Source organism: Agromyces subbeticus DSM 16689 (genome assembly GCF_000421565.1).
Taxonomy (GTDB): Bacteria; Actinomycetota; Actinomycetes; order Actinomycetales; family Microbacteriaceae; genus Agromyces; species Agromyces subbeticus.
Window position 1 is genome coordinate 187666 of record NZ_ATXG01000003.1, and the last position, 25543, is coordinate 213208.

The 25543-nt window shown below is 70.0% G+C and carries 19 protein-coding genes; 11 read left to right on the forward strand and 8 right to left on the reverse strand.

What is annotated here, in order from left to right; translation table 11 throughout:
* Positions 1–20 precede the first annotated feature (20 nt).
* Positions 21–4028 (reverse strand): golvesin C-terminal-like domain-containing protein, encoded by a 4008-nt coding sequence (locus H521_RS0107000; RefSeq protein WP_022892318.1) that lies wholly within the window; start codon positions 4026–4028, stop codon positions 21–23.
* A gap of 97 nt (positions 4029–4125) precedes the next feature.
* On the opposite strand from H521_RS0107000, the gene H521_RS21970 reads away from it, so the two are divergent.
* Complete coding sequence (locus H521_RS21970; RefSeq protein ID WP_022892319.1) at positions 4126–5091, forward strand: acetylxylan esterase; 966 nt, start codon at positions 4126–4128, stop codon at positions 5089–5091.
* An 18-nt stretch (positions 5092–5109) separates the two neighbouring features.
* Here H521_RS21970 and H521_RS21975 read toward each other — a convergent pair whose 3' ends face one another.
* Positions 5110–6003 carry an SMP-30/gluconolactonase/LRE family protein gene (locus H521_RS21975; RefSeq protein WP_022892320.1) on the reverse strand — a complete coding sequence of 298 codons (894 nt, stop codon included), beginning with the start codon at positions 6001–6003 and terminating at the stop codon, positions 5110–5112.
* A gap of 135 nt (positions 6004–6138) precedes the next feature.
* On the opposite strand from H521_RS21975, the gene H521_RS0107015 reads away from it, so the two are divergent.
* The 4 genes from H521_RS0107015 (at position 6139) to H521_RS0107030 (ending at position 9259) form a co-directional block, all read left to right on the forward strand.
* Positions 6139–7032, forward strand: coding sequence for a dihydrodipicolinate synthase family protein (locus H521_RS0107015; RefSeq protein WP_245560946.1), 894 nt, complete (start codon positions 6139–6141; stop codon positions 7030–7032).
* Positions 7029–7748 (forward strand): SDR family NAD(P)-dependent oxidoreductase, encoded by a 720-nt coding sequence (locus H521_RS0107020; RefSeq protein WP_022892322.1) that lies wholly within the window; start codon positions 7029–7031, stop codon positions 7746–7748. The genes H521_RS0107015 and H521_RS0107020 overlap by 4 nt, the downstream gene beginning before the upstream one ends.
* A gap of 26 nt (positions 7749–7774) precedes the next feature.
* Positions 7775–8614, forward strand: coding sequence for an AraC family transcriptional regulator (locus H521_RS0107025; protein WP_022892323.1), 840 nt, complete (start codon positions 7775–7777; stop codon positions 8612–8614).
* A gap of 63 nt (positions 8615–8677) precedes the next feature.
* Positions 8678–9259 (forward strand): dihydrofolate reductase family protein, encoded by a 582-nt coding sequence (locus H521_RS0107030; RefSeq protein ID WP_022892324.1) that lies wholly within the window; start codon positions 8678–8680, stop codon positions 9257–9259.
* 61 nt (positions 9260–9320) lie between these two features.
* Here the strand turns inward: H521_RS0107030 and H521_RS0107035 are convergent, their stop codons facing one another.
* The 4 genes from H521_RS0107035 to H521_RS0107050 all read right to left on the reverse strand — a co-directional run bounded on the left by H521_RS0107035 (position 9321) and on the right by H521_RS0107050 (position 15163).
* The gene (locus H521_RS0107035; RefSeq protein ID WP_022892325.1) at positions 9321–11969 is read right to left on the reverse strand and encodes a golvesin C-terminal-like domain-containing protein; all 2649 of its coding nucleotides are present in this window, start codon (positions 11967–11969) and stop codon (positions 9321–9323) included.
* A 146-nt stretch (positions 11970–12115) separates the two neighbouring features.
* A complete protein-coding gene (locus H521_RS0107040) occupies positions 12116–13423 on the reverse strand; it encodes a type 2 periplasmic-binding domain-containing protein (protein WP_022892326.1) in 1308 nt (435 codons plus the stop codon).
* Between the two features lie 52 nt (positions 13424–13475).
* Positions 13476–14333 (reverse strand): carbohydrate ABC transporter permease, encoded by an 858-nt coding sequence (locus H521_RS0107045; protein ID WP_022892327.1) that lies wholly within the window; start codon positions 14331–14333, stop codon positions 13476–13478.
* Entirely contained in the window at positions 14330–15163 is an 834-nt protein-coding gene (locus tag H521_RS0107050; RefSeq protein WP_245560947.1) for a carbohydrate ABC transporter permease, read from the reverse strand. Before H521_RS0107050 ends, H521_RS0107045 begins: the two co-directional genes overlap by 4 nt.
* 358 nt (positions 15164–15521) lie before the next feature.
* On the opposite strand from H521_RS0107050, the gene H521_RS0107055 reads away from it, so the two are divergent.
* Positions 15522–16325, forward strand: a complete 804-nt coding sequence (locus tag H521_RS0107055; RefSeq protein ID WP_022892329.1) for an IclR family transcriptional regulator — start codon at positions 15522–15524, stop codon at positions 16323–16325.
* Positions 16326–16440: 115 nt separating this feature from the next.
* Positions 16441–17601 carry a mandelate racemase/muconate lactonizing enzyme family protein gene (locus tag H521_RS0107060; RefSeq protein ID WP_022892330.1) on the forward strand — a complete coding sequence of 387 codons (1161 nt, stop codon included), beginning with the start codon at positions 16441–16443 and terminating at the stop codon, positions 17599–17601.
* Between the two features lie 24 nt (positions 17602–17625).
* Here H521_RS0107060 and H521_RS0107065 read toward each other — a convergent pair whose 3' ends face one another.
* Both H521_RS0107065 and H521_RS0107070 read right to left on the reverse strand, forming a co-directional pair.
* Positions 17626–21552 carry an SCO7613 C-terminal domain-containing membrane protein gene (locus H521_RS0107065; RefSeq protein WP_022892331.1) on the reverse strand — a complete coding sequence of 1309 codons (3927 nt, stop codon included), beginning with the start codon at positions 21550–21552 and terminating at the stop codon, positions 17626–17628.
* Between the two features lie 58 nt (positions 21553–21610).
* Positions 21611–22081, reverse strand: coding sequence for a DUF2000 family protein (locus H521_RS0107070; RefSeq protein WP_022892332.1), 471 nt, complete (start codon positions 22079–22081; stop codon positions 21611–21613).
* Positions 22082–22129: 48 nt separating this feature from the next.
* Between H521_RS0107070 and H521_RS0107075 the strand changes: the two genes are divergently transcribed.
* The 4 genes from H521_RS0107075 (at position 22130) to H521_RS0107090 (ending at position 25529) form a co-directional block, all read left to right on the forward strand.
* Complete coding sequence (locus H521_RS0107075; RefSeq protein WP_022892333.1) at positions 22130–22906, forward strand: helix-turn-helix transcriptional regulator; 777 nt, start codon at positions 22130–22132, stop codon at positions 22904–22906.
* Between the two features lie 266 nt (positions 22907–23172).
* Positions 23173–24570 carry a pyridoxal phosphate-dependent decarboxylase family protein gene (locus H521_RS0107080; RefSeq protein ID WP_026482017.1) on the forward strand — a complete coding sequence of 466 codons (1398 nt, stop codon included), beginning with the start codon at positions 23173–23175 and terminating at the stop codon, positions 24568–24570.
* 141 nt (positions 24571–24711) lie between these two features.
* Positions 24712–25068, forward strand: coding sequence for an ArsR/SmtB family transcription factor (locus H521_RS0107085; protein ID WP_022892335.1), 357 nt, complete (start codon positions 24712–24714; stop codon positions 25066–25068).
* Positions 25065–25529 carry an SRPBCC family protein gene (locus tag H521_RS0107090; protein ID WP_026482018.1) on the forward strand — a complete coding sequence of 155 codons (465 nt, stop codon included), beginning with the start codon at positions 25065–25067 and terminating at the stop codon, positions 25527–25529. The genes H521_RS0107085 and H521_RS0107090 overlap by 4 nt, the downstream gene beginning before the upstream one ends.
* The last annotated feature ends 14 nt before the right edge of the window (positions 25530–25543 follow it).

The following is a 25543-nucleotide window of genomic DNA, read 5'->3' on the forward strand; positions in this document are numbered from 1 at the left end:
CGACGAGCAGACGCGGCAACTCAGCTGCCGATGCGCACGAACTGCACAGCACTGACGCGGTGGAACGCGGTGTTGCGAACCTCGAGGCGCACGACACCGGTGGCGCCGGCGTCGTAGCGGAAGCTGCCGAGCGGGCGCCAGGCTGCGGCTCCCTCGGTCTGGTTCACGATGACCTCGGTGCGGCCGCCCTGATGCTCGACGACGTAGGCGGCCGAGGTGGTCGTGGTCGGGTTCGTCGGGTACCAGACCGCGACCCGGTACTCGCCCGCCTCGGGCAGGGGCACCTGCCACGTGACGGTGCTGCCCACCGAATCGACATCGCTGTAGCGCGTGCGCGTTCCGTTCCACCCGGCGAGGCCGCTCGGGTACCACGACCCGGTCTCCAGGTAGCCGGGCCACGGCGACTGGGTGTGGGCGATCAAGCCCTCGTCGGCGACGCGGATCAGCACGCCGCGTCGGAGCGTCTGATCGAGCCGGGCTTCGAAGCGAGCCGTCGATCCGGGCGCGACCGCCGAACCGGCCGTCACCGTCCACGTGTGCGTGAGGTCCGACCTCGGTGGCACCTCGATCACGGCGTCGCGCTGGGCGATGGTCCAGCCCGAGACGCCGTAGAGGGCCAGCGTGCCGCGCAGCGGGGTGACGCCCGTGTTGATGACGAGCGCGGTCAGTCGAACGGTCGCCCCTGGCCCGCTGATGATCGCGGTATCGGTGGTGAGCGACACCAGTCGGCGGCGGTCGATCACCTCGATCGCGGCCGGCCGCAGAGCCACCGGGTCGCCTCCCGGGGCCGACACCGAGCCTTCCACCTGCACCTCGCCGAGCACGGCGGTGGGTGCGATGATCGCCGCCGCCTCCACCCGGGTGGAGCCCTGCGCGGGCACCGAGACCGTGGGCGCTGCACCGTCGAGCTGCCAGCCGGTCGGGAGGGTCAGGGCGACATCGCCCGCGAACGGCTCGGCCGTGGCGTTGCGCACCTCGATGACGAGCGGCACCCGGTCGCCGGCCGTGCCCGTGGCCTGGGCGACGACGTCGCCGACCACGCCGGTGTCGGCGCCAGTGATGCGTGTCGGCAGCCGCAGCGTGACCTCCTCGGTCGTCACCGCGCTGGCGCTCACCGAGTAGCTGAACGACTCGGCCGTCGAGTCGACCCCGATCGTCCACTCGTAGGGATACCCCTTGGCCGCCGCCTGCTGAACCGGGCCATCACCGATGCGGTAGCTCAGGCTCGCCGGCTCCTCGGTGTCGATCTGCACGTAGGCGTCGTAACCGGTGCCGCCGGGACGCACCAGAAGCACGCCTCGGGCCAGGCCGTAGTCGGTGGTCGGATCGGTGTCGATCTCGTGAAAGCTGTCGGGCCCCCGATCGACGATGTCGTCGAAGGGCAACGCGGGCCGCTCCACTGCGACCCCGCGCACGACGATGCCGACCAGCCCGTGCGCGGGCACGCTGGCCGTGAGCCGGCCACCCTGTGCGACCTGCGGTGAACGACTGCCGTCGGCGGCCACCACCTCGACGGCCGGCGAGTCGCCGCTCGCGAGTCCGGTCAGGTCGCCCCGGAGATCGACGACCACCTGCTGCGCCTCGGCCGCGGAGTTCGTGAGGCTGATGTACAGGGCGTCGTTGCCCACACCGGTCAGCCAGTTCACGAGCGGGTTGTCGACCGAGATGAGGCCGGCCGGGAAGTAGGGCCACACGCCTTCTTCGCCGAAGAAGGTGCCGGGGGCGTGGCCGTAGGCGAAGTACTTGAAGTAGGCGAAGTCGGCCTCGAACACGTGCGGAAAGTCGATGCGACCCGAGCTGCGGTAGAAGCTCTCGTTGATCAGGTAGTCCATCGCGAGCCCGAGCTGCGCGGAGGCGTGGTGGAAGTAGTACCCCGTGATTCCGACCGGTCCGCTGGTCGCGAAGTCGGGCTTCATCTGGGCCACCTGGAACTGACGGCCGTAGTAGCCGGGATAGGTCGTGAACCGGCCGATGACCATGTTGTGTGCGACATCCGCCAGCAAGGGGTCGCCGGCGTGATGCGCCAATCGCAGCAATGCTCCGGCCCAGCAGGGATTGAAGACGTACCCGCCGCCCGGGTCGGTCAGCGAACTGACGCCGAGCTTGAACGACGACAGCGCCTCGAGGGTGAGGCCGGTGGGCGACACGTACCAGGCGGGCACCGTCTCGGGCGTTACCTCGGTGGTCGGGTACTGCGGCAGGGAGCTGCGCGACTCCCAGTCGTACTGCTGCTTGATGACGTGCCCCTCGGGCACCGTGACGGTCGTGTCGGGCACCGGCCGAACGGCGGTCTGGGTGATGAACCGCTGGGCCTCGCGATAGGCCCCGTCGAGGAACACCGGGTCACCGGTCAGTTCGAACAGCACCAGCAGGTCGACCCAGTACTTCGAGAAGCTGTACGCGAAGCCGCCCGGCGGCTGCCCGTTGCCGCGGTAGGGCGTGAGGATCTCCTCCTGCACGTAGCGCTTGGCGATCAGGGTCGCCTCGGTCAGGTAGGCCGGGTCTCCGGTGATCTGGTACGTGGCCAAGGCGACCGCGAACGGTGCGCGACTCTGGCCGACGACGCCGGCCTTGGTGGCCTGCACCGCCAGGCGCTGGATGCCCGCGTTGCGGCCGTGGGTCAGTTGCGAGAGCGCCGTCAGGTTCACGGCGTCCGTCGGTATCCGTCCGATCCGGTACTGGGTCTTGTCGTTGTAGACCGAGCCGCCGATCACCGGCGAGTGCCCGATGCCCTTGCGCGACAACTGGTACTCGATCGCCGGCCGCGCACGCCGCTCGTAGAGCGTGCCATCGGCGGTGCCGGTCAGGTAGTGCGCCGAGAGCAGCACGCCGCTCGCCGCGGTGCGCACGGCGTCTTCGTTCTCGACATCGACGAAGCCCTTCGCCCGGTTCCACCATCCCGAGTAGGAGGGGATGAAGTCCACGGAGTCATCGCCGTCGGGTTCGATGGCGATGAGCTCAGTCATGGCGTGCACGGCATCGGTCAGCGACCGGTCGTAGACGTTGCGCCGGTATGGCTTCAGCCCGTACTCGCCTCGGCACAAGGCGGAGTACGTGTCGTACAGGGTGCCGGCGCGGGCGGCGAGGCCGAAGGCGAAGCCTCGGCGTTCACCGGCCGCCATGGCCGTGCGCAGGCCCGGTTGCGGCGCGTAGACGCTCGGCACGATGTCGAGGCTGTCGTTGCGCAGGCTCATCCCGTATGGCTGGCGGTCCGACATCAATTGGCGTTCGTGCACGAACTCGGCCACTTCGGCGGGCAGGTAGACGCCGGAGGTGATCGCCACGTCGCCGACGGCGTACTGCGTGAGCGCCATGGGTGCGAACAGCTCCCACGCACCGAGCGGGGCCGAGCCGTCGAGCACGGTGAGGGCGTGCTGGTACGACCCGCAGAGCACCTCGTCGAGGTCGTCGAGCTGCTTGGTGTCCTGACTCTGGTACCCGACCAGGTAGTCGCCGGCGCGCTTGGCCTTCAGCACGTAGTGCGCCTCTGGCTGATCGCCATCGAGCCGCCACCGAACCACGAGTTCGACGTCATCGGTGCTGGTGCGCAGCTCGATCACCTGGCTGCTGAGGCGTCGATGCGAGGTGAATCCCAGCCAGCTCGGCTGCAACGGCCCGTAGAGCTCGGGTGCGCTGCCCGAGGGCAGCGTGCCGGCGAGCACGACCCACTGCTCGTCGAACCGGTGCGCAGGGTCGGTCAGCAGCACCCACGAACCGTCGACCTTGACCTCGAGATCGCGCACGATCGTCTCGCCGCCGTCCCAGCGTGCTCGTGAGAAGGTCATCCGATGGTTGCGGCCGACCAGCCGCGCGACGTGGTTGAGTGACAGGTTCGGCTTGTCCAGTCGGCGCAGTGCGTCGGCATACGCACCGCTCACGCGGCTGAACCCGGGATCCGCCGCGGCGGACTCCGGTGGGCCGCCGAGAACGGCCGGCAGAACGCCGGCGGCCAGCAGCAGCTGCAGCGCCGACCGCCGGGTCCACCCCTTGGAAGCGTCGTTGGTCTCTGGGCTCTCCGTTGAATCCATGATGCATATACTGCATTGGACATGCGTAAGTGTCAATGGCTATGCAAGCAGTGCCCCCGGTAGCGTCGACCATGCACTCGTCCGAGAGGAACACCCGGTGACCCAGAACCCACCCGAGGAGCTCACCGAGTACTCCCTGACCGCGCTGCTGACGCCACCCGCCGAACCTGCGGAGCCCGACGACTTCGCCGAGTTCTGGCGCGGCACGTACGAGGAATTCGGCAGCACGCCGGTTCCCTGGACGCTCGCACGGCGGCTCGACACCACCGATACGCATGACGTGACGGAGATCCGCTTCGAGTCCTCAGCCGACGAGCAGGCCGTCGCGTTCCTGATTGTGCCGCGCGACGAGACCTCGATTCGCCGCGGCCTCGTGGTCGGACACGGCTACGGCGGACGCACCGCGCCCGATCTCGACCGGGTGCCCGCCGACACGGCCGCGATCTTCCCGGCCGCACCGGGCACCGAGCCGAATACCGGCAGCCGATTCCCCGCCCTGCCCTCCGAGCACGTGATCGCCGGCATCGCGCACCGCGACACGTACTCGCATCGCTTCTCGGCCGCCGACATCTGGCGCGCAGCGACCGTGCTGCTCGACGTGGCCCACGCCGTCGCCGGGGCGCTCGACTTCAGCGGCAGCAGCTTCGGCGGCGGCATCGGTGCGATGGCCCTGCCCTGGGACGCACGCTTTCGCCGGGCTTCACTCGATGTGCCGAGCTTCGGGCACCATGCGATCCGACTCACCCGCCGGGGCACCGGCAGCGGCGAGGCCGTGCGCGAGCACGTGCGCCGGCACCCCGAGGTGCGGCCCGTGCTCGACTTCTTCGACGCCGCCACGGCTGCGCGACACATCCGCGTCCCGGTGCACGTCGCAGCGGCGCTGCTCGATCCGGCCGTCGACCCTCGCGGGCAGTTCGCGGTCTATCACGCATTGACCGGCCCGAAACGACTCAGCGTGCGTGCGAACGGCCACCTCGACGGGGCCATCGCAGAAGTCTCCGAGCGGATGGCGCAGCGCGACGCCGCCGACTTCTTCGCCCTTCCCGACGCCCGCCTCGCCTGACCGCCCGAGCGCGCCCCATCACCGGGCAGAGCGCGCGGGCGGTGCGCCCCTCCACGGCAGCGCCGGGGCGCCGCCGACCTCGACCTCGACGCCGAGCAGCGCGCCATCCGCGGCGGTCGGATGCTGCAGCCCCACGCTCGCCGTCGTGATCACGAGCAGGCGGCCGACGAGCGCGACGGCGGTCGGCCGCGTCGACGGGAGCTCGATCGTCTCGAGCAGCACGCCGTGCGGCGAGTAGCGGCGAACCTCGGAGGCATCCCAAACCGCGACCCAGAGCATGCCCTCGAGGTCGATCGCCAGGCCGTCGGGGTTGCCGCCCTCGACCCGGCACACCGTGCGCCGGTTGCCGAGGGAGCCGTCGGGCGCGACGTCGAACGCCTCGATGCTGCGGTGCGGAAGCGTGTCGATGTAGTAGAGCGTCGCTCCGGTGCGATCGAAGGCGAGCCCGTTGGAGACCGTCACCCCGTCGAGCCGCTCAGTCGCCGCGCCGTCGGCGTCGATGCTCCACAGTGAGCAGTGCGGCTCACGTGGCATCGATTGGCTGCCCACCCAGAACCGCCCGAGCGGGTCGCACCCGCCGTCGTTCATGTAGTCGTCGGCCGCGGTGATGTCGTCGGCGATCGATGAGACCGCCCCGTCGTCGCCCACGTGCACGACGCCACGGTCGACCGCGACGGCCCACCCCGCACCCGGCTCGGCGAGCGGCGCCGGGGCGCCGATCCGGGCCCCGACGGCGACGGCGACGCTGGGCACGACCATGCCTCCCTCGAGTCGCCCGCGATGGAACGAACCCGTCGCCATGTCGATCCAGGCGAGACCGCCGTCGCGGCCGTCCCAGCGGGGCGACTCGGCTTGCACGTATCGCTCGGCGGAGATGATCTCAACGGTTCGCGAGGCGGTGGAGTTCGACATCCGTGTCATCCTTCAGTGGTGGCGGTACCCGATATGTGGCAGGCTATCTCACAATATGAATGTCAGTTGCGAGACTGGCGAAGCAACGACGCTGAAGTGAGGAACTGGCCGATGGCCCCGAAGCTCCATGGCTTGATGCCGATTCTTGCCACCCCGTTCGATGAATCCGGCGCGCTCGACCGCGCCAGCTTGCGACGACTGGTCGAGTTCCAACTCGCCTCGGGCGTCGACGGCGTCGCCGTGTTCGGCATGGCGAGTGAGGGCTTCGCGCTCACCGCCGCCGAGCGCCGCACCATCCTGTCCGATGTCGTCGAGCTCGTCGACGGGCGCGTGCCCGTCATCGCCGGCGTCAACGGCACCTCGACGGCGACCTCGATCGAGCAATCGCTCATCGCGCAAGACGGCGGTGCCGACGCGCTCATGGTGCTGCCGCCGTTCATGGTGAAGCCGCCCGCCGCGAGCCTCGTCGACTTCTACGGCGACGTCGCCGCGGCGACCTCCCTCTCGGTGATGGTGCAGGACGCGCCGGGCGTGACCGGTGTCGCGATGCCTGCGACGCTCATCGCCGAACTCGCTCGCCTCGACGGCGTCGACTCGGTGAAGATCGAGGCACCGCCCACCGCTCCGAAGGTCGGCGCGGTGGTCGACGCGATCGGCAACGTCGATTTCGCCGTGCTCGGCGGGCAGAACGCGCAGTTCTGCCTCGAGGAGTACGCCCGCGGCGCGGTCGGCACGATGCCGGCGTGCGAATTCGCCGACCTGCTGGCACCCATTCTCGAGCAGTTCGTCGCCGGGCGCGTCGACGAGGCGCGCGCCGGGTTCCGCCGTATGCTCCCCCTCGTGCTGGTGGGTCTGCAGGGCGGCATCGCGTGGGCGGTGCATAAAGAGGTGCTCGTGGCGCGCGGCATCATCGAGCACGCCACCGTGCGCTACCCGGCAGCCCGCCTCGACGCCGGCAGTCGCGCCGCCGTCGACCTCGTGATCGACGAGCTCGAGCTGCCGCCGCTGCCGACCGTGGTGCGGGTGTGACCCGCCGCGGCGTGCTGCTGATCGGCGCCAACTCCGACATCGGCCTCGCGATCGCCCGGGCCTTCGCCGCGACCGGTGACGCCGTCGTCGGTGTGGGGCTCGAGGCATCCGGCGACCCCGTCTTCGAGCGCGAGCTCATCGCCGACTGCAGCCGAGCGGATGCCGCGGCGCAGGCCGTCGCCGACGCCGAGCAGGCTCTCGGCCGGCTCGACGTCGTGGTGCTCGCCGCTGCCCGAATGCCCATCGGCCGGGCCGAGGGGACGAGCGACGACGACTGGCGCGGTGCGCTCAGTGCGACGCTCGACACGGCGTTCTTCGTGGCGCGCGCGGCGCTGCCTCGCCTCGCTCACGGGTCATCGATCGTCGCGGTCACCTCGGTGAACGCCTCGCTCGCAGCACCCGGGCTGCCCGCCTATGCCGCCGCGAAAGCCGGGGTCGAGGGCCTCGTGCGTCAGCTCGCGCTCGACTACGGCCCTCGCGGCATCCGCGTGAACGCGGTCGAGCCCGGCAGCATCTCGGCCACCGACACGGGCGAGAGCGAGGGCTACCCGCTCGGCCGCATCGGCCGCCCTGAAGAGGTCGCCGCAGTCGTGGCGTTCCTCGGCTCCGACGCCGCCTCCTTCATCACGGGCACGACGATCCCCGTCGACGGCGGTCTCTCGATCTCCTCCCCCGCCGCCTGGCTCAAGCCCGAGCTCCGCGCGCGCTGGCTGTAGTCAGGGCCGTCGGCGATGATGTCGGTGTGGAGTATGTGTCCAGGGTGCCGGGTCCGCCGCTCGACGGGCTGATCGGCGACCTCTACTACCTCGAGGGCGCCCCGCCGTACTCCCGGTTGCTGCTGCCGGCGGCGCCCGCGCCGTTGCTCATCGTCAATCTCGGGGCGCCGTTTCTCATCAGAGCGGGCGACGAGCCAGAGGCCGTCGAGTACCGCGACGGCTGTGCGGTCACCACACCGACCCGTGCGTGGGAGTTCGGCTACCCGACGCCGACCCGGTCGGTGGGCGTGCACTTCAAGCCATGGGGGCTGGCCCCGTTCCTTCCGATGCAGGCGGCGGAGTTGTGCGACCGACCGGCGACGGTGGAGCAGATCTGGGGCGAGCCCGCTGTCGCCGAGTTGCGGCGCCGATTGACCTCTGCGGAGACACCGCAGGAAATGCTGAGGTTGCTCGAGGAGGAACTGGTGCGACGGTGGCGCACGATCGACGGCCTCGACATCGTCCGCCACCTGAGCAGCGACATCGCAGAGACCGGCGGAGCGGTGCCGATCAGCGACCTCGGTGCGGCCAGCCGCGCCGGCAGCACCTACCTGGCGGCCCGATTCAAGGAGATCGTCGGCGTCACGCCGAAGCGGCTGGCTCGCAGCTACCGCTTCACCTCCACCGTGTTGGCGATCGACGTCGCTGTACCGATCGACTGGGCCGACGTCGCCGCCCGCGCAGGTTACTCCGATCAGGCCCACTTCGTCCACGAGTTCCGGGAGTTCACCGGGCTCACGCCGACCAGGTACGTCGAACTCCGACGGCGATTCCTGCGCGATCATCCCGACCACGCGCTCGACGGCTGGCCACTGCCGGCCGAGTGATTCCTTACAAGCGCGACCGATCACGACACACGAGACTGAGGACTCCAACAGAGGAGGAACCCCATGGGGAAAGTGGTCATGAACGCGTCGGTTTCGGTGGATGGCTTCATCGCGGCTCCGAACGATGATCCCGGTCCGCTGTTCGAATGGTTGGTCAGCGGCGATGTGCCGTTGGACGACAGCGGCGCACTGAAGGTGTCGCAGGCGTCCTACGACCACACCCGGCCGTACTGGGACGAGATCGGGGTGACGATCGCCGGTCGTCATGTCTTCGACCTCACCGACGGCTGGGACGGGACGCCTCCGAGCGGGATCGACCACGTCGTCGTCGTGACGCACCGGCCGGCGCCCGAGGGCTGGGACCCCGAGGCACCGTTCCACTTCGTCGACAGCATCGAAGCAGCCGTGACGAAGGCGCAGGAACTCGCGGGTGACCGCACTGTCGAGGTCGCTGCCGGCGACGTCGGGGGCCAGGTGCTCGCCGCGGGCTTGGTCGACGAGGTGCGCATGGACGTCGCACCGGTCGTGCTCGGGTCCGGCAAGCGCTACTTCGGCTCCGTCGACGCGCAGCACCTGCTCGACGACCCAGACGTCGTCGTTCAGGGCAACCGGGTGCTTCACCTCCGCTATCCGGTGCGCCGTTGACCGATCGAATCGGCCGGGTCGATGACGGTGTCGTCGACCCGGCCGATTTCACTGCGCCCAGCTACTGGTCGACCGGCACGAACTTCACGACGTTCGTGCGCAGGTAGCCGGCAGCGCCGTTCGTGAGCGTGACCGCGCCCGCCGTGCCGGCATCGAACGGCGCGGTGCCGAGCGATACCCATCTCATTCCGCCGCTGCGCTGGTCGATCTCGGTGACGGACGTGCCGTCGGCCGAGGTGACGGTGTACCGAGCGACCGGCGTCGAGTTCGCGTGGTTCGGCACCCACGCCCAGACCTCGTAGTCGCCCGCGGTCGGCAACTCCGGTCGCCACTCGACGCTCGCGATGCCGTTGTTGCTCGCGCGCGTCTTCGAGGCGAGCCAGCCCGGCACGCTCGAGGGTGCCCAGGTGCCCGCCGTCTCGGTGTAGCCCGCGTCTGCCACGCCGATGATCGTCATCGGCAGCGGAGTCACGCTCACCGTCGTCGCCGCCGACTCGTTGCCGACGAAGTCGACGGTCGTCACCTCGATCGTGTGCGCGACACCGTTCTCGAGATCCGGCACCTCGAAGCCGAGGTCGCGGTTGTGCGCGTCGTTCGTGTTGCCGAACGGCTCGGGCGTGATGAGCTCGCCGTCGGCGTAGACGTTGTAGCCTCCGAGGTCGAGCTCGCTGTTCTGATCCCAGTAGAGCACCGCCTTGCCGTTCGCCGCCTCGGCGACGAGGCCGGCCGGCGGTGTCGGCGCATGCGTGTCGAGCGGCACCACGGCGTCGACGGCGGCGGATGCCGCGGACTCGTTGCCGAGCCGGTCGACCGCGGTCACCGTGATGGCGTACGTCTCGCCGCCGAGCAGTTCGTGGAAGTCGAACGACGTGCGCTGCACGGGCTGCCAGGTGAATCGCTGCCCGTCGAGGTACACGTGGTACCCGGCCAGGTCGGCGTCGGCGACGGCCTGCCACTCGGCCGTGAACCAGTTGTCGCCGATGGGCGGCGTGCGCTCGACCTCGACCTCGAGGCCGGCCGGGGTCGCCGGCGCTCCGCTCTCGGGCGCTGCGGCGATGAACTTCACGGCATCGGCCCGCATGAGGCCGGTGGCGCCGAAGTCCTTGCCGAGTTCGACGTAGCCGTCGGCCCCTGCCGCGAAGTCGAAGTTGCCGAGTCGCAGCCACTTGGCCGTCGGCACGCTCGCGTCGATCGCCACCTCGGTGCTCTCGCCGCCAGTAACGACCGTGTAGTGCGCCTTCGCCGAGTTGGCGTCGCGCGGCACCACCCAGGCGTAGACGTCGTAGCTGCCGGCATCGGCGAGCTCGGGCGTCCAGCGCGCGCTCGCGCTCGAGGCGCTCGCGTAGCGGGTGTCGCTGCCACGCCAGCCCTTGACGCTCGTCGAGCCGCCCCACGTGCCGACCTCGGTGTATCCGGGCCCGCCGTTGTCGACGACCACCGCGGGCACGAACTTCACGGCATCGGCCCGCAGCACGCCGGCGCCTGCGGCATCGCCGGTCACCGAGACGCCCTGGCCCTGGCCGGGCGTGAAGTCGTGCACGCCGAGGCTCACCCACTGCTGGCCGGAGGCGCGCTGGTCGAGGACGACGTCGGTGCCGCCGTCGTCGCCCGTGACGGTGTACCGAGCAGCCGAGTGCCCGGTCTGCAGGATGTTCGAGTTCCAGGCGTAGACCTCGTACGACCCCGCGTCGGTCAGCGGCGGCGTCCACGATGCGGATGCCCCTGCGACATCCGTGCGGCGCACGTGCTTGTCTTGCGCGCCGAACGCGACCTGCCGGCCGTCGGTGAGCTCGTCGGTCCATTGCTTCGACTCGGTGTAGCCGGCATCGCCGTTGTCGACGACGAGCTGCGCCGCCGAGGCATCCGCCCCGCCCTCGACGGGTGCGAAGTACCGGAAGTAGTCCCACGTCGTCTCGCCCGGCAGGTTGGTCTCGTCGACCGGGGCGGTGTAGCCGAGCGTCGTGAGCCAGATGTTCTGAATGCCGTGCGGGCCAGCCTTCGGCAGCGTGTTCATGAGCACGCCGTCGGTGTAGAACCGCACCTCGGTCGGCGTCCACTCGAAGCCGTAGTTGTGGTATTCGAGCGAGGTGTCGGCCTGGGTGACGAGCTTGCCCTGGTTGCCGACGTGCTCGGGCACGAACCAGTGCGAGTGGTAGGCGAGCTTGTCGGGCGCGTGCGAGTCGACCTCGAAGCCGTCGATCTCGTTGATGCGGTTGTGCGGGCCGCGATAGTCGGGCGCGTCGGGAATGTAGGCCGTGAGGCCCGTCGTCCAGAACGCCGAGTGGAAGCCCTGATCGCCCCACAGCTTCGCGCGCGTCTCGTAGTAGCCGTAGCCGAACCAGCGGTTCGAGATCACGCCGCCACAGGTGTAGTTCTCGCCGTTGGCCTGCTCCGCCTTGATCGCGATGCGCAGCAGGCCGTCGCTCACGCTCACGTTGTCGGGCTGGTTCGAGCACTCGGCCTTCTCGCCCTCGCGGTAGAACCACTCGCTCTCGTCGAGGCCGGTGCCGTTCGCGTTGACGCCGTCGAACTCGTCGGCCCACGCGAGCTGGTAGCCGGGCGGGACATTCGAGGGGAACGGCTCGTCGGCCGCTTCGGCCGGGCCGACGCCCTGCGCGGCGACGAGCAACGCGCCCGACGCCGCGAGCGCCGTCGCGAGCGCGATGAAGCGCCGCGAACGAAGATGGAAACGGGTTCGATTCAGTGCCATGACAGTGCTCCTTTGCAGTGCAGCGGATGCTTCAGGGCACCTCGAGCACCGACCATCGCGCTGTTCGTGCGCACGAGCGGCACCGAGGCGTTCCGGCTTCGGCACCGGCCGCCTGCTGTCCCGCGCAGACGCCCGATGCCGAGGTCTTACGAGTTCGCGTCGAGCAGGTCCTGTACTTCCTTCTTCAACGAGTTGAGGCCCGACTGCACGTCGACCTGGCCCGCGAGGATGTTCGCGACGCCCGCACCGATAGCGGTGTCGATCTGCGCGGTCACGGGCACGCGGTCCCATGCGGCGCCGCGAGCGTGCTCGGAGACCTCGGTGCGGAACGTCGTCTGGTACTTGTCGGCGGCGAGCGCCGGGATCTGGTCTGCGACGGACTTCGCGGCCGGCGCGACTCCCGACTGCTCGTACTGCGCGGTCGCGGCCTCGATGTTCGTCGCAGCGTAGGTGATGAAGTCGCGGCTCGTGAGCTCGCCCTCGCCCGCACTCGCGAACAGGCCACCACCCCAGGCGCGGTTGTACGAGGGGTTGCCGTCAGCGGTGGGCCGGGCGATCGCACTGATGTTGTCGATGATGTTCTGTGCGGCACCGTTCGTCTTCACGAAGGTCGACGCGAGCGGGGCGTCGTCGTAGAGGGCCGCGCGACCGCTCGCGAACAGGATGCGCGCATCGCTGCGGGCCACGTTGGTCTGGGTGAGACCGTCGTCCTGCAGCGACTTGTACCAGGTGATCGCCTCGACGCTCTCCTTGTCGCCGATCGTGCACTCGAAGTCGTCGGTGACGACGGGGCTGCCCCAACCCCACATCCAGTGCGCGGCATCCTTCAGGTCGGGGTTCTTGGTGACCGCCGCGTAGGGGATCAATGAGGAGTCCTGCGACTTGATCTTCTCGAGCGCGGTCGCGAACTGCTCGACGGTCATGCCCGACTTGATGCCGACGCTCTTGGCTATCTCGCCGTTCGTGATGATGCCGATGCCCGACGCCGTGAGCGGCAGCACGAGGAGCTTGCCGTCCATCGTGTACGACTCGAGCACGCCCTGCGGGATGCCGAGCCCCTTGGCGAGGTCGGTGAGGTCGGCGAGCACGTTCATCGGCGTGAGCACCTGCCATCCGCCCGACTGGCCGACGCCCATGAGCTTGCCCGAGCGGCCGGTGAGTGCGAGCTGGGTCGCCGCCTGGTCGTAGGGGTAGATCACGGGCGAGACCGTGACGCCCTCTTCGGCGGAGAAGCCCTTGAGCACGGCCTCCCAGGCCGGCTTCAGGGCCTCCTCGCCGAGCGAGTTGCCGTAGAAGTTGATCGTCTTGGCCTTGGTGGCGGCGTTCGCGCCGGCACCGGCACCGGGTGCGGCCGGAGTGGCGCACCCGGCGAGGGCGAGGGCCCCGAAGGCGGCGAGCGCGGTGCCGCCGCCGAGGAAGGCGCGTCGGCTGAGCTGCGAGTTCGGGATGTTCATGGTGACTCCTTCGTCGAGGTGGGTGGATTCGAGTTGGTTCGGTGCATGCGCGCTACCCCTTGACCGCCCCCGACGCGAGGCCGGAGACGAAGTAGCGCTGGAGGAGGATGAAGATAATGGCCAGCGGCAGCGAGGTGATGAGGGATGCCGCCATGAGCGCCGGCCAATCGGCCGTGCCCTCGCGGATGAAGGCCTGGGTGAGGCCGGCAGGCAGGGTCTGCTTGTCGGGCCCGGCGAGTGTCAGCGCGAAGAGCAGGTCGCTCCAGCCGCGCATGAACGCGAACATCGCCGCCGTGATGAGCCCCGGCACCACGAGCGGGAAGACGATCTGGAACATCGTCGCGATGCGCGAGAGGCCGTCGACCTTCGCGGCCTCGAGGATGTCGTCGGGCAGGCCGTCGATGATGCCCTTGAGCAGGAAGACCACGAGCGGCAACGTGAACGTCGTGAACGAGATGATGAGCGCCGTATACGTGTAGAGCAGGCCCGCCGAGCTCAGCATCAGGTAGAGCGAGATCAGCAGCAGCGCGCCGGGGATCAGCTGCCCGATGAGGAACATGAACATGATCGGGTTGCGGCCCCGGTAGCGGAACTTCGAGAGCGAGTAGGCCATGAGCCCACCGACGAGCACCGAGAGCACCGCCGTGCCGATCGACACGATGAAGCTGTTCGCGAGGTTCTGCAGCAGCGCGTCGTTCTGGAAGAAGCCGATGAAGTTCTCGAGGGTCGGGTCGACCGGGAAGAGCGGCCGGTCGAGGGCGAAGACCGCCTCCTTCTTCATGAAGGCCGTCGACGCGAGCCAGTAGATCGGCAGGAGGCCGAAGAGGGCGAGGAGGAGGAGCGCGATGCGCCCCGGGATCGAAAGTCGCGGGCGAACGATCGCCTCGCCGATGTCGCGGCCGCGGCTCATCGCTTCTCCAGTCGTCGGTTGAGCAGCAGGTAGGCGCTCGAGATGATCGCGAGCAGGATGAGCCAGAGCACGCCCATGGCGGAGGCCTTGCCGAGCTCGTAGCTGCCGAACGCGAGTTGATAGAGGCTGACGGCGAGCGTCGTCGTCGAGTCGCCCGGCCCGCCGCCGGTCATGACGAAGATCGTGTCGAAGTTGCCGAAGTTGTAGATGAACTCGAGCGTGGCGACCAGGGCGACCGGGCCGACGATGTGCGGCAGCGAGATGTAGCGGAAGCGCTGCGAGCGCGTGGCCCCGTCGATCGTCGCGGCCTCGAGCTGCTCGCTCGGCAGCGTCTGCAGCACCGAGAGGGCGACGACCATGATCCAGGGGAACGAGTGCCAGGTCTTCGCGATGACCACCGCCGCCATCGCGCCGGTGGGGTTGCCGAGCATGCTCACCTCGGGCAGGCCGACCATGGTCAGCAGGTGGTTGAGCACGCCGTAGCTGTCGTTGAAGATCCACGCCCAGAGGAACGAGACGACGACGCCGGGAAGCAGCCACGGCAGCATCAGCGTGCCGCGAAGGATGTTACGACCGCGCATGCGTGCATTCAGCAGCACGGCAAGGGCCACGCCGAGCAGCACCGGGAAGATGGTCGCGAGTGTCGCGAAGGTGAGCGTCGTGCCGAGGCGCGCCATGAACTCGCCGAAGATCGCTGTGTAGTTGTCGAAGCCGACGAAGGTTCGATCGGGGCGCAGCAGCGACTGGTCGTAGAGGCTCGTGCCGATGCTCGAGACGAGCGGGTAGATCGCGATCACGAGGAAGAGCAGGACCGCGGGGAGTGCGATCATGAACCCGAAGGTGCGATCCTTCGCGCCGAGTGTCGTGCGCCGCCTGGATTGCGGCTCGATTGGCTCGCGTGTCGCGGGCCGGTCGAGGATGGCTTGCTGCATTGCGTTCACTTCCCGAGAGGTGGCGACCCTCTTCGAGGGCCCCTGTGCGTCGTCGTCACAGTCGTCAACGCTGACGTGCGGCCAGTAAACCACAATGCGGATTCGAAATCCACAAAATGCATAACTCACCCATATTTGGATTGCTTCGACCGATTCGGCTGGCTACACTGACGGCAACGGCGCCGCCCGAGCGGGCACGTCGCAAGCGCAGCACCGGCATGGAGCGCGCGGCACCAGCATGAAGAAGGAGTCCCCGATGGCATCGGAATCGGTCGGCGGCACACAGACCGTCGAACGGGCTATGTCCCTGCTCGCCTGCTTCACCGAGGAGGCGGGCGAACTCCGGGTCTCCGAACTCTGCGCGCTCACCGGCCTCGGCCAGTCCACCGTCTCCCGCATGATGTCGGCGCTCGATCGCATGAGGTTCGTCATCCAAGACGACCGCACGGGTCTCTACCGACTCGGCCCGGCCGCCATCTCGCTCGGCACCATCGCCCTCAACGGATCCCCCATCTTCCGCGCTTCGCGCCAGATCGCCCAGAACCTCGCACACCGGCTCGGCATCGGCGTCAATGTCGCCGAGCTCAGCGGGTTCACCTTCACCTACCTCTGCAACTTCGAGGGCGCACTCGCACCCAAGTCGTTCGCGATGGCCGGCCGAACCGCGCCGCTGCACGCCACCGGCCTCGGCAAAGCGCTGCTCTCGGGCATGCCCAGCGCCCTCGTCGACGAGTACTTCGCGAACATGCCCCAGCGGTTCACGCCGCACACGATCGTCGATCGGGAGGCCATGCAGGTCGCCCTCGACGAGACCCGCAGCCGCGGCTACGCCACCGAGATCGAAGAGCTCGCCTTCGGGCGTGCGTGCATCGCCGCTCCCGTCCGCAACCGCGCCGGCGAGATCGTCGCCGGCCTCTCCGCGAGCGGTCCGCTCTCGGTGCTCGACCTGCAGGCCCCTCATCAGGAGATCGCGTTGCAGGTGATCGAGGCCGCCGACGAGATCTCCGTCGCCCTCGGCTACAGCCCCTCCCACTCCGCGACGGCGTTCGCGGCGCTCTGAACCCAGTCCCAACCACCTGCCGCGACGGCGTTCGCGGCACTCGGACCCCCACCCTGAACCCCTCGCCGCGGCATCCGTCGACGGCTTCTCGACCACTCAAGTCACCGGAGACCCAGTGAGAATCGCGCGCGTCCAGACCTTCCCGCTCTTCCTGTCGAAGGAGGATGCCGCCAACTCCTACGCGGGCGAAGCGGCGGTCGAGCACCGCGGGTACATGATCCGGCCACCGTGGCGGAGCCTCTACTCCCCCGGCTACGAGACGCTCATCGTGAAGATCGAGACCGACGACGGCCTGGTGGGCTGGGGCGAGGGCCTCGCCCCTGTCGCCCCCGAGGTCGCGGCCGCGATCGTCGACCACCTGCTCACCCCGCTCATCATCGGCGAAGACCCGCGCTCGGTGCGCACTCTCTGGCACCGCATGTCTGAATCGATGCGCGAGCGCGGGCACCTGACCGGACACCAGGCAGACGCGATGGCCGCCGTCGACATCGCCTTGTGGGACCTCTGGGGCAAGGCGACCGGCCTCTCGGTGTCGGAGCTCGCGGGCGGGCGGTTCGCCGAGGTGCTGCCGACCTACGTCTCGGGAGTGCGGGGGGCCGATGATGCCGAGATCGCCGCGGGCGCCGCCGCGCTCGTCGACGCCGGTGTGCGCCGGTTCAAGATGCACCTCGGCACCGACCTCCGCACCGACCTCGCGACCTACGACGCGGTCCGCGACGTGCACCCCGACCTCGACGTCGCGCTCGACGCGCACTGGAGCTACCGTCTCGGCGAGGCGAAGGCCCTCGGGCGAGAGCTCGACGACCGCCACGCGTGGTTCTTCGAGGCGCCGCTCGCCCCCGAAGACGTCGAGGGCCACCGCGACCTGGCCGCCTCGATCGACACTCCCGTCGCCGTGGGCGAGGCCATGCGCAGCCGCTTCGAGTTCACCGACTGGCTCTCGCGCCGTGCGGTCGGGCTCACCCAGCCCGATATCGGGCGCACGGGCATCACCGAGGGCCTCGCGATCGCGGCGGTCGCCGACGCGTTCCACGTGCAGGTCGCGCCGCACCACTCGGCCGCCTTCGGCATCGCCATGGCCGCGGGCGTGCACGTCGCCGCGAGCTCGCCGTCGTTGCTCGCCTTCGAGTACCAGCCCCTCACCCTGCCAGTGGCCAACCGCATCCTCACGACGCCGCTCGAGGTGCAGCCCGACGGCGGATTCGTGGTGCCGACCGGGCCTGGGCTCGGCGTCGACGTCGATGAAGAGGTCGTGCGGGAGTTCGTGCGGCGCTGAGCGGGTGGCCGGCCGCGGCGGGCTCTACTCGAGCTCGCGCAACCTGGCAGCCACGCCCCCGCCCTGATTCGTGCGTCGCTCCGATCCGACGGCGATCGCGAGCAGCACCGCGCCAGCGGTCGCGAGCGTGATCCACCACGGCATCGCGCCGACGGCGCGGTCGACCTGCGCCGAGAACACGACGATGTTCTCGATCGGCAGCACCGCGAGGCCGAGCAGGAACGGCGCCGCGAGCTTGCGCGACGAACCCACGAGGATCGCGACGAGCGCGAGGGCGATCACGAGAATCGGCCGGTAGAGCTGCGGGTCGGTGCCCGTCGCGAGCACCGACGGCAGGAAGGTCAGCACGATGCCCGGCGCGAGCAGGCGCCAGCTGCCTCGGAACCCGATCGGCCACGAATTGAACGACGGATGCCTCGTGGTCACGTTCGCAGAGGGAGGCGCCGCGTCTCCCGACCGCATCGCGATCACGCCCGCCGCGAGCACCACGAGCCCGAGCGGCAGCGAGAACACCTCGACCCGCAGGTCGCGCTCGCTCCAGCCGGTGACGCCGGTCACCCACGCGAGCGCGTAGGTGAACCAGAACGGCGGCAGCACCGGCTTCGCACGCCGCGCGAGCGCCACCGTGACGAGTGCGAGCGCGAGCAGCAGCGCCATCAGCACCCAGAGGGTCCAGATCGCGAACCACTCGCGGCGAACCGCCGAGATCGGCCCCGCGACGAGGAACAACAGGGCCGGAGCGAACAACCACCGCGTGCCGAGCACCCACTCGTCGAAGATCGTGCCGGCCGCCGAGTTCGACGGATCCTCCGCACCCGCAGTTCTCGGCCCGAGCGGCGAGCTCGCCAGGCCATCGACGGCGACCCTCGCGCCGTCGTGCAGCACCCACACCGCGGCGACCGCGAGCACGACCCCGGCGAGGGTCAGTCCAAGCACGGGCACCATCACGAGATCAGGGTCGGCGAGCGCGAGCGTGTCGCGCTCGAGCCCCCACCGCACCGCCTGGATCGGCGCGGCCGCCGCAGCGACGAGGGCGCCGACGAGCACCGGGAGTCGAAGCATCCGCACCCGCGTCAGCGCTGCAGAGTGCGTGAGCAGTCGCCCCACGACGAGCAGGGCGACGGATGCCGCGATGAGCGCCGCCGTTCGCCAGGCGAACCCGCCATCGACCGAGCCCCACGCCGCGAGCAGCACGAGCGAGGGCACGAGCGCGCAGGTCGCGCCGATCGTGAACAGTGCGAGGCCGGATCGACCGCGCGCCACGCCGACCGCTCCGACGACGACCGCGACGAGCGCCGGCGGCAACGTGTACGGCTCGACGACCTCGATGTCGAGCATCGCCCAGGCGCACCAGAGCGCGCCGGTCCAGCTCGCGGCGGCGAGCCACCAGCCGTACGCCCGGCCGGCGACGATGCGGGTCGCGGCGAAGCCGAGGCCGAGCACCACGAGCACGGCCATCGCCGTGCCGAGCCCCGCCGCGTCGCGCACGAGCGCGAGCACGACCGCGATCGCAGCGGTCACGAGCGAGGAGATCTCGATCCAGAGGCGCACGGATGCCGCGGTGCCGGCGTCATGGCCATGGCGGGCGAGCGCCGACTCGATGGCCTTCGTGGCCGGCAGCACGAACGCCACGATCGCGGCGATGACCGGCAGCACGACCGGAGACCCGCTGACCTCGAGAAACTCCGAGCCGAGGCACACGGCGACGACCGCGAGCGACGGCACGAGCATCGCTGCGGCTGCCGAGCGCACGATGCGGTTCAAGCCCGGACGCCGCGTGAGCACGAGCGCGAGGGCGAGCAGGAAGGTGACCGCCGTGGAGAGCGCGGTCCAGCCGTTCGGCTCGCGGAGCACCGTGGCGACACCGATCAGGAACGGCACGGCCGTGACCACGAGGATGGCGTACCACGACCGCGCGTCGAGCCGCCGCACGAGCGTCGCCGCGAGCGCGCAGAGCGCGGCGGCCGTCGTCGTGAGGCACAGCACCGCGATCGTGATGACGCCGAGGCGGTCGAGCGCGGTCGCGAAGATCACGAGCGCGTAGGCGTACGCGGCGCCGACGTGGATGACGCGGGCGCCGGCCGGCACCCCTCGCGCGACGACGAGCACGGCACCCACGACCACGACGCCGACCGGCACCGTGACGGCGAGCTCGATCCAGCTGATGAACGCGGCGCCGACCAGCGCTACGTGGGCGAGCACGACGAACGGCGCTCGCACACTCGCTCGCGCCACAGTGAACCGCGACCACGGCAGCGTCACGGCACCGGTGGCGAGCACCGCGATCGCGATGCCGACGCCGGCACCCGCGAGCGGCACCAGAGCCGGCCAGCCGACGAACGCGGCGGTGCCGAGCGCCCCGATCCACAGGGCGAGCACGAGCATGCCGACCGGGAATCCGCTGCGGCGATCGGGCGTCGCCGCCTCGGCACGCCGGGCAGCGGCCGCGAGCGCGGCGATTCCGAGGGCTGCTGCGACGAGCCCGAGCACGGCCGCCAGCACCGAGTCGGCGGGAAGGCCGTAGGCCGGGTCGAACGAGTCGCGCCGGTCATCGATCGAAGCTCCCCGGAACGGCGCGAGGCCCGTGCCGAGGAACGCCAGGGTGACCGTGCCGAAGGTGGTGAGCGCCGTGAGCCCTGCCGGCAGTGCGGACCCGAGCCCAACGGCCAGTGCACCGGCCTGGAGGGCGCGGGCCCGCACCGTGCCGGCGGGCACCACGAGGCCGACGAGCCCGGATGCCGCGACGCCGAGCGCAGCGGCGAGTGGCACGAGTGCCGGCAGCCAGGTCGGATCGAGGTTCGCGAGCGCGAGCGGCAGCAGGGCGAGGGCCGCGGTGCCGAAGGCACCCGCCGCGACGCTCCAGAACCGGGCGAGGCCGTCGCGGGTGGCGAGTACCGTGAGCACCGCGAGCAGCGCGAGCACCGCTACTCGAGCGAGCGCACCCGACTGCGGAGTCGCCGCGGGAAGCACGAGGAGTTGCACGAGCACGATCGCGGTGGCGAGCAGCTGCAGAACAGTGAGGGTGACGGCATCGGCCCGCATGCCGCTATCGAATCGAGAACCGGCGAAGCGCACGAGCCGCTGGGTGGCGAGTGCGACCGCGATCACGCCGACGTGGCCCCAGGCCGAGCCCCAGCCGCCGGCCGCGTACCCGAGCAGCGCCGGCACCAGTGTCAGGCCGACGAGCGCCGTCCACCACCACGAACGGATGCGCGCGAGCCACGCGACCGCCAGCATCACCGCGGCGGCGAGGAACGTGCCGATCGCCGCGAACAGCCACCCGCTCATGGCGGGCGGAGCGAGTTCGGAGAGCGCCCAGACGTCGAGCGCGAGGAACACCATGCCGAGCGCACCGATCGCCTCGGCCGAGAACTGCACGCCCCGGCGCCGCAGCACCCAGGCGCCCGCGAGGAAGATCGCCGTCACGACCGCGATCACGGTCGTGCGCATGCCGAAGCCCACGTCGGGGTTCAAGAAGGTGAAGACGATCGCGGCGACCGCGAAGAGGCCCGCCCCCGCCACGGCCAGCACCGATTGCACGCTCAGTTGCGAGCTCGAGGCCGGCGCGGCGGCATCCGTTCTCGGTGTCGCCTCGGTGGCCGCGGCGACTGAACCCGCGGATGCGGCGGCGGTGACGGAAGCGCCGGCCGTCGCGCCCGCTTGAACGGGAGCCGACGCAGCGGGAGCGGGCCGAGCCGATCGGGCGGTGGTGCGCGCGTTCGCCGCCACCACCGCCGACAGCGTCGGCAGCGCCGCGATGAGCCGCTGGCGCTCGAGCACGGCGTCGGCGGCGCGTTGTGAGGCAGCCCAGACGAGAGCGCCCTCGGTGCCCCGCAGGTCTGCGCGGCACGAGGTGCAGACCGCGCTCTCGCGCAACTCGGCATCGCACCGCGGACAGATCGTCGAGGCGAGCAGGTATTCAGCGGCCTGCTCGTTCCATGCGCTCACCATTGGCGAAGTCTATTCACGCCGAACGCCGATGCGCCCTCGCGACCGATTGCGCGCGGGCCTACTCGTGCAGTCGAGCTCCCTTGACGATGCGGTCGATGACGTTGCGCGGTCCGCGCAGGCCGATCCCGACGAGGTCGAGGTCATCGGCGCCGACGGCGGCGACGGCAGCGCGGTTGGCATCGTCATGCCCGGTCGAGAAGAGCTCCCGGGTGTACACCGCGAGGGCCACCCCGCGGTCGGTCGCCTTCGACCGGGCCACCCGAAGCAGCTCGGCGGTCGCCGTCATGACGAGCACGGGCTGTCGCAGCATCGGCAGGTACTCGTTGCCGTCGCGATCGCGATACGGCTCCCCCGTGAGATCCTGGCCGCTGGTTGCGATTCCGCTCATCAGGAACGCGGTCACGTTCAGCTCCTGCCACGGAGCGAGGTCGTCGTTCAGCACGATGACGACCTTCGTGTCGAAGCGAACCGGGGCCGCGAATTCGGGTGAGGCGTCGGCAATGGGTGAGGCATGTGCACTGGCTGGCATGCTCCCAGTCTTCGCGCGACGCACGGCGACGTCTTGTACGTTTCTTGCATGGTCGACTCGGTGCGCGCGTGGCACCCCGCGGTGCCGTCGGTGCGGGAGGTGCTGCACGCCACGTTCGAGCAGCACGCGTACCCGGCGCACACGCATGACGACTGGACGGTGCTCCTGATCGACGACGGCGCCGTCGCCTACGACCTCGACCGTGCAGCCCACCACGCGACTCCGGCATCGATCACCCTGCTGCCGCCGGGTGTTCCGCACGACGGGCGATCGGCGATCGATGGCAAGGGGTTCCGCAAGCGGGTGCTGTACCTGGAACCCGATTGGCTGCCTGCTCCGGCACCGGATGCCGCGGCGACACGTCCCACGATCATCTCTCCCGGTTCGATCACCGCCGTTCGGCACCTCCACGCGGTGCTCCGCTCGCCGGTCGAGGTCATGGCTGCCGAACATCAGGTGCTCGTGTTGCGGCAGCACGTGCTCACCCACCTCGGAACCGCGTCGACCTCCCGTCGAGACACCCCACTGGCGCGACGCCTGCGTGAACTGCTCGACGACCGCCTGCTCGAGACGTTCACGCTCGCAGAAGCCGCTCGGCAGCTCGGAGCGCACCCGAGTCATCTGGTGCGCGTCTTCTCCCAGTCGTACGGCATCGCACCCCACCGCTACGTGACGGGTCGTCGGGTCGACCGTGCACGCCGACTCCTGCTCGGCGGGCTTCCGCCCGCGGAAGCCGCGGTGCACGCCGGCTTCCATGATCAGGCCCACCTGACGCGGCACTTCCGGCGGATCCTGGGCACGACGCCGGGCGTGTTCGCGCCATGATTCACGGTCGGCGCGAGGGCACTATTGTTGCGCGTTCGCCCGGCAAAACGCCGCTCTCGCGCGTGCTGTGCAGGATTCGTGAGCGTTCTTTGCGAATCGTCCGGGGTATGTGAAACTCTCCTGTGGCCCGCCGGCAACCCGGCAGGCCGAGCGAAAGGGACATCCGCATGCACCGCAACGATTCCGCACGCGAGGCGAACGCGAAGGCCGCCGCCGCCGGCACTGCCGGCGCAACCGCCGGCGAGGGGCGCGACCCAGCGACGCGCATGCACTCGACCTCCGACGAGACATCCCACCTCGTCGACCTCGTGCTCGGCTACTCGCGCCGCCGCATTCTCAGCGACGACACCCCGCTCGACAAGCCCGTCTCAGAGTCCGAGCTGCGCCGGCTCGCCGGCCGCACGATCGACGAGCAGGGCATCGGGGCGGCCCGGGCCCTCGCGCTCTTCGAGCACGTACTCGCGCCCGCCTGCATCACGACCGATCACCCGCAGTACCTCTCCTTCATTCCGACGGCGCCCACGAAGGCCGCGACCGCCTTCGACCTCGTAGTCTCGGCGAGCGCCCTCTACGGCGGCTCGTGGCTCGAAGGAGCCGGTGCCGTGTACGCCGAGAACGAGGTGCTGTCGTGGCTCGGCCGGGAGTTCGGCCTGCCGTCGACGTCGGGCGGCGTCTTCGTGCAGGGCGGCACCCTCGGTAACCTCTCGGCACTCGTCGCGGCCCGCGAGCACGCGCGCCATCGACTCGCGGCCGAGCTCGCCGGCAACCTCGCCGGCGACGAAGCGGATGCCGCGGTGCCGGCCCCGCCCGGTGGTCGCTGGAAGATCGTGTGCAGCGCCGAGGCGCACTCCTCGATCGCATCGGCCGCCCGCGTGATGGACGTCGACGTCGTGCCCGTGACCCCGGCCGGCGACGGCATGCTGCGGGGCGACGAGGTGCGGGCCGCACTCGAGGCGCACGGGGCATCCGTCTTCGCCGTCGTCGCGACCGCCGGATCGACCAACTTCGGCATCGTCGACGACCTCGCCTCGATCGCCGAGCTCAAGCGCGACTTCGACTTCTGGTTCCACGTCGACGGGGCCTACGGCCTCGCCGGCATGCTCTCGCCGCTCGCGCACGACCGCTTCGCCGGGGTGGAGCACGCCGACTCGGTCATCGTCGATCCGCACAAGTGGCTCTTCGCCCCGTTCGACGCGTGCGCGCTCATCTACCGCGACCCCGAGACGGGTCGCCGGGCGCACACCCAGCACGCCGAGTACCTCGACACCCTCACCGAGGGCGGCGACTGGAGCCCGTCGGACTACGCGGCGCACCTCACCCGGCGCGCGCGGGGGCTTCCGTTCTGGTTCTCGCTCGCGACCTACGGCGGTGCCGCCTATCGCGAGGCGATCTCGAGCTCGATCGCGCTCGCGCAGTGCATCGCCGACGAGATCGACTCACGCGATGGATTCAGTCTCGTGCGGTCGCCGCAACTCTCGGTCGTCGTGTTCGAGCGCGACGGCTGGTCGAAGGCCGACTACGACGCGTGGTCGGCGCGACTGCTCGACGAGCAGCGCGCCTTCGTGACGCCGAGCTCGCACGCCGGCCGGCCGAACACGCGCTTCGCGATCGTCAACCCGAACACGACGTTCGAGCACCTGGTCGCGATCCTCGACACGATGTAGCCCACCGGTCGCCGGTCGAGTAGGCCGCCCGCGGCCGTATCGAGACCCCGCACCAGGTCTCGATACGCTCGCTGGCGCTCGCTACTCGACCGACGAAACTCGTCATTGAACTATCCGGTTCAGTGTCGTACACTGAACCACATGGTTCAGCAACGATCGGCACCACCGGCCCCGGCGCACCTCGACCGGGCCTTCGCGGCCCTGGCCGATGAGACGCGTCGCGACATCCTCACGCGCCTCGGCTCCGGCCCTGCCACGATCACCGAACTCGCCGAACCGAGCGGCATGACCCTCACCGGCATCCGCAAGCACGTCGACGTGCTCGAGACCGCCGGTCTCGTCACGACCGAGAAGGTCGGCCGGGCGCGCCAGGTGAGCCTCGGCTCCGAGCGATTGGACGACGCCATGGCGTGGATCACCTTCTACCAGCGGCTCTGGGCGCGTCGACTCGACGGCCTCGACGCCTACTTCACCCTCTCGAAAGGAATGGAATCATGAGCGACATCACGGCTGACGAGACGATCGGCCTCAAGGTGCAGCGACAGCTGCCCGCCACGCCTGAAGAGGTCTTCGACGCCTACACCGACGCCGAGAAGCAGAAGATCTGGTTCTCGATCCTCGATGAAGAGCCGGGCGTGGTCGAGATCGAGGTCGACCTGCGGGTCGGCGGCGTGCAGACGGCGGTGTGGGGGCCCGACCGCGACACCCTGTTCCGCGAGGTGCAGACCTTTCTCGAGATCGACCGGCCGCACCGTCTCGTCACCGAATCGACCGGCAGCGATCCCGGTGGCGAGTCGATGACGACCCACGTCGTCGTCACGTTCGAGGCGAACGACGCGGGCACGCTCATGACCGTCGAGCAGACCGGCTTCCCGACGCCCGAGGTGCGCGACTTCTTCCAGAACGAGGTGATGATCGGCGCGTTCGATCGCATCGAGGCGTACCTCACGCGTCGCTGACGCAGGGCTCGCGG